The sequence below is a fragment of the Streptomyces sp. NPDC059900 genome (assembly GCF_050270335.1).
In the GTDB taxonomy this organism is placed as follows: Bacteria; Actinomycetota; Actinomycetes; order Streptomycetales; family Streptomycetaceae; genus Streptomyces.
Map to the genome: position 1 here is coordinate 1 of NZ_JBNNJZ010000691.1, position 3950 is coordinate 3950.

A 3950-nucleotide genomic window follows, 5' to 3' on the forward strand; every position below is an offset into this window, starting at 1 on the left:
ACATAAGACCCCTCACCGCGTGCGTCGGCTTACTGGCCGGCTCGCTCGTCGCGCTGTCCGGCACCGCCGCGCAGGCCGCTCCCACGCTCTACGAGGCCGAGAACTCCCCGGCGGTCTGCACAGGCACCGTCGACTCCGACTGGCCCGGCTACTCCGGCAGCGGATTCTGCAACGCCACCAACGCGACCAGCGCCTATGCCCAGTTCACCGTGGACGCCGCCACCGCGGGCACCGCGACGCTGCGGGTCCGCTTCGCCAACGGAACCACCGCCGCACGGCCCGCCGGCGTCACGGTGAACGGCTCCGCGGCCGCTTCGGCGGCGTTCGCGAGCACCGGCGCATGGGGGACGTGGGCCACGCAGACACTCACCGTCCCGGTGAAGGCGGGCAGCAACACCATCCGGCTCAGCCCCACCACCTCGGCCGGCCTGCCCAACATCGACTACCTCGACGCCGAGGTGAGCGACGGCACCACGACGCCGCCCGCGGCCTCCGCCCTGTACGTGGCGCCCGGCGGAACCGACGGTGCGGCCGGAACCGAAGCGGCGCCCACGACGCTCACTTCGGCGATCGCCCGCATCACGCCCGGCGGAACGATCTACCTGCGCGGCGGGACCTACCGCTACTCCCAGACGGTCACCGTCCCGCAGGGCAACAACGGCACCGCGAGCGACCGCACCGAGCTGTCGGCCTACCCCGGCGAGACCCCGGTCCTGGACTTCTCGGCCCAGAGCGAGGACCCGGCGAACCGCGGGCTGGCCGTCAACGGCTCGTACTGGCACGTCAAGGGCATCGTCGTCGAGCGTGCCGGGGACAACGGCATCTTCGTCGGCGGCAGCAACAACGTCTTCGAGCGCACGGTGACCCGCTACAACCGCGACACCGGCCTGCAGCTCTCGCGCATGCTCTCCAGCACCCCCAGCAGCCAGTGGCCGTCGAACAACCTCATCCTGAGCGCGGAGTCGCACGACAACGCCGACTCCGACGGCGAGGACGCCGACGGCTTCGCCGCGAAGCTCACCTCCGGGCCCGGCAACGTCTTCCGCTACGCCGTGTCGCACCACAACATCGACGACGGCTGGGACCTCTACACCAAGTCGGACACCGGCCCCATCGGCGCCGTGACCATCGAGGACTCCCTCGCCCTGGGCAACGGCACCCTCAGCGACGGCTCACAGGCCGGCAACGGCGACCGCAACGGCTACAAGCTCGGCGGCGAGGACATCAAGGTCAACCACGTCATCCGGCGCAACATCGCCTACGACAACGGCAAGCACGGGTTCACGTACAACAGGAACCTCGGGACGATGTCGGTGTCGGACAACGTCAGCATCGACAACGAAGAGCGCAACTACTCCTTCGACGGCGGCACTTCGGTCTTCCGGAACAACACCTCGTGCCGCGGCGGCAGCGGCACGAATGACAAGATCATCGGCAACTCCGACAGCTCGAACCAGTTCTGGACCGGTGCGAACGGGTCGCGGTGCTCGTCGTACGGCGGGGCCCTGAAGTGGTCCTACGCGACGGACGGACGCCTTGTCGTGACCTTCGGCGGCAACGCGGTCACCCCGTAACCAACGACGGGTGCCCCGCATGCGGCGATGAGGTCATCGCGCACACGCGGGGCACCCGCCCACTCACTCACTCAGGCGCCGGGCACCGATCCGGTGGCGAAGTACGGCTTGCAGACCGAGCCGGACCAGTCCGTGGCGATTTCCAGGAGCCTGTTGCCGTCAGCCGAGGGCAACAGGGCCGAGCTGTAGTTGGGGCAGTAGTCCACGGTCGTCGACTCGACGGCGACCGGCGCGGGGATCTCCCGCCACTTGCCCGCGCCGCCCGCGCTGTTGACCCAGACGGTGCGTCCGCTGCCGGCCGCCTTGCTGCCGTCACGGTTGTACATGACCTGGCCCACGAGGAAGAGCCTGCCCTTCGGGTTGCCCGCCTCGGGCGCCCACGCCAGGTTCGGCGCGTGCTTGAAGTACTTGCCGTCGGCGGTCTCCGGGCGGATGCCCAGGGAGGTGACCGCGCCCCAGTTCCAGCCGTCGGACGAGGTGCGGTAGTGCACGACGCACTGGAACTGGCCCGCCGCCGCGCAGATCTCGAACGACATGAAGTAGGTCCCGTCGCCCATCTTGCGCACCACCGCCATGCCGGGCCGGTCCGAGGCGAGCGTGCTGGCGACGGTGTCGTGGTGACCGGTCCAGTTCACTCCGTCGGCGCTGCGGGCGGCCACCAGCTTCTGGCTGTGCACGCCGTCCGTCTCGTCGGAGTAGTGCGCGACGAGCTGGCCCGACGCGTCGACGGAGAACTCCGGCTCCCACAGCCCCTTGGTGTTCGGCGCCGTGGCGATGGTGGACAGATAGCTCCAGCTGCGGCCCACGTCATTGCTCTTGAAGACCCGCAGCGCCATGCGCCGGTTCGCCTCGTCCTGGCCGACCGAAGCGGCCCACAGCAGCGTGCCCGCGGGCAGATTGCCGATGCGCTGCGGGAGTTCGTACAGCGTCGAGCAGCACAACCCCTGCCCGCCCGCTGCCTCGGGGTCGCGCACCGTGCCGACCTGGCGGAACGACGCACCCCCGTCCGTGCTCTCGTGGATGGCGCCGAGCCCGTTGTTGCCCTCGAAGGTGACCACGGAGGCCAGGACCCGGCCGTTCGCGTCGCCGCTGTGGGCGAGCCGGACGGCGCGCGGGTAGAGCCCGGTGCCGTCGCGCAGCAGGGTGCCGGTCGCGGCGTCCGCCGACGAGCCCGACTGCGAGACGAACAGTGCCGCCAGGAAGGCCAGCAGCACCGGGAACAGGACGGTGGGACGGAGGAGACGTGGTCGTGCGGGGTCGTGCGCTGACATGGGCCTCTCCTGACTCTGTGGTGGGTGGGGGAACGGAGCGTGCTGTTTCTAGGCGCCCTGAGGTGCCAGGCGGATGACGTTCCAGGAGACCGGCGGCAGCTGGGCCGCCAGCGCGCCCTCGGCGGTGATGTGTGTGCCGGACGCCTGGCGCGGCACGACACGGTCGGGCTGCGCCTCGGTGTTGACCGCGTCGTGGTCGTCGTCGGCGAGGACCAGGTGCTCCACGACGCGGTATCCGGCGACGTCCCCGCGCAGCGCGGCCTCGATGTGCAGCGGCTGCTCCTGGTCGCGGTTGACGGCCAGGACGGTGAGCCCGCCGGTCTCCTCGTCGTGCGTCACGACGGTGTCCAGGGCGGACACATCCCCGTACTGCGGCGTTTCGACGCGCGGTCCGGTGACGTCGGTGCGCAGGACACGGCCGCCCGCGAAACGGGCCGCCTGGGCGAAGGGATGGAAGATGGTCTGCCGCCAGCTGGCGCCGCCGGGCTCGGTGCGGATCGGCGCGATGACGTTGACGAGCTGGGCCAGGCACGCGATGGCCACCCGGTCGGCGTTGCGCAGCAGCGTGATGAGCAGCGAGCCGACCACGGCGGCGTCGGTGACGCTGTACGTGTCCTCGATCAGGCGGGGCGTCTCGGCGGTCTCCAGGTTGCGCTCGCCGACGAAGCGGGCGGCGTACCAGACGTTCCACTCGTCGAAGGAGAGCTTGATGTGCTTCTTGGAGCCGCGCACCGCCCGGACGTGGTCGGCGGTCGACACCACGTCGCGGATGTACTGGTCCATGTGCGCGCCCGAGGCCAGGAAGCTGGCGCGGTCGCCGTCGAACTCTTCGTAGTAGGCGTGCAGGGAGAGGTAGTCCACCTCGTCGTAGGTCTGCTCGAGTACCTCGCGCTCCCAGGTGCCGAAGGTGGGCATCTTCGAGTTGGAGCTGCCGCACGCGACGAGCTCGATGGAGGGGTCGACCTGGCGCATCGCCTTGCCGGCCTCGGCGGCGAGCCGTCCGTACTCGGTGGCCGACTTGTGGCCCGTCTGCCAGGGCCCGTCCATCTCGTTGCCCAGGCACCACAGCTTGACGCCGTGCGGGTCGCTCACGCCGTGCTTGATG

The 3950-nt window shown here is 70.3% G+C and carries 3 protein-coding genes; 1 reads left to right on the forward strand and 2 read right to left on the reverse strand.

The features are described from left to right. The first annotated feature begins 2 nt into the window (after nt 1–2). Nucleotides 3–1574 carry a carbohydrate-binding protein gene (locus ACQKIP_RS42105; RefSeq protein ID WP_427745417.1) on the forward strand — a complete coding sequence of 524 codons (1572 nt, stop codon included), beginning with the start codon at nt 3–5 and terminating at the stop codon, nt 1572–1574. A gap of 71 nt (nt 1575–1645) precedes the next feature. Here ACQKIP_RS42105 and ACQKIP_RS42110 read toward each other — a convergent pair whose 3' ends face one another. Then, nucleotides 1646–2845 (reverse strand): sialidase family protein, encoded by a 1200-nt coding sequence (locus tag ACQKIP_RS42110; RefSeq protein ID WP_365855898.1) that lies wholly within the window; start codon nt 2843–2845, stop codon nt 1646–1648. A gap of 48 nt (nt 2846–2893) precedes the next feature. After that, nucleotides 2894–3950 (reverse strand): alpha-L-arabinofuranosidase C-terminal domain-containing protein (locus ACQKIP_RS42115; RefSeq protein ID WP_427745418.1); only part of this gene is annotated, 1057 nt, incomplete at its 5' end.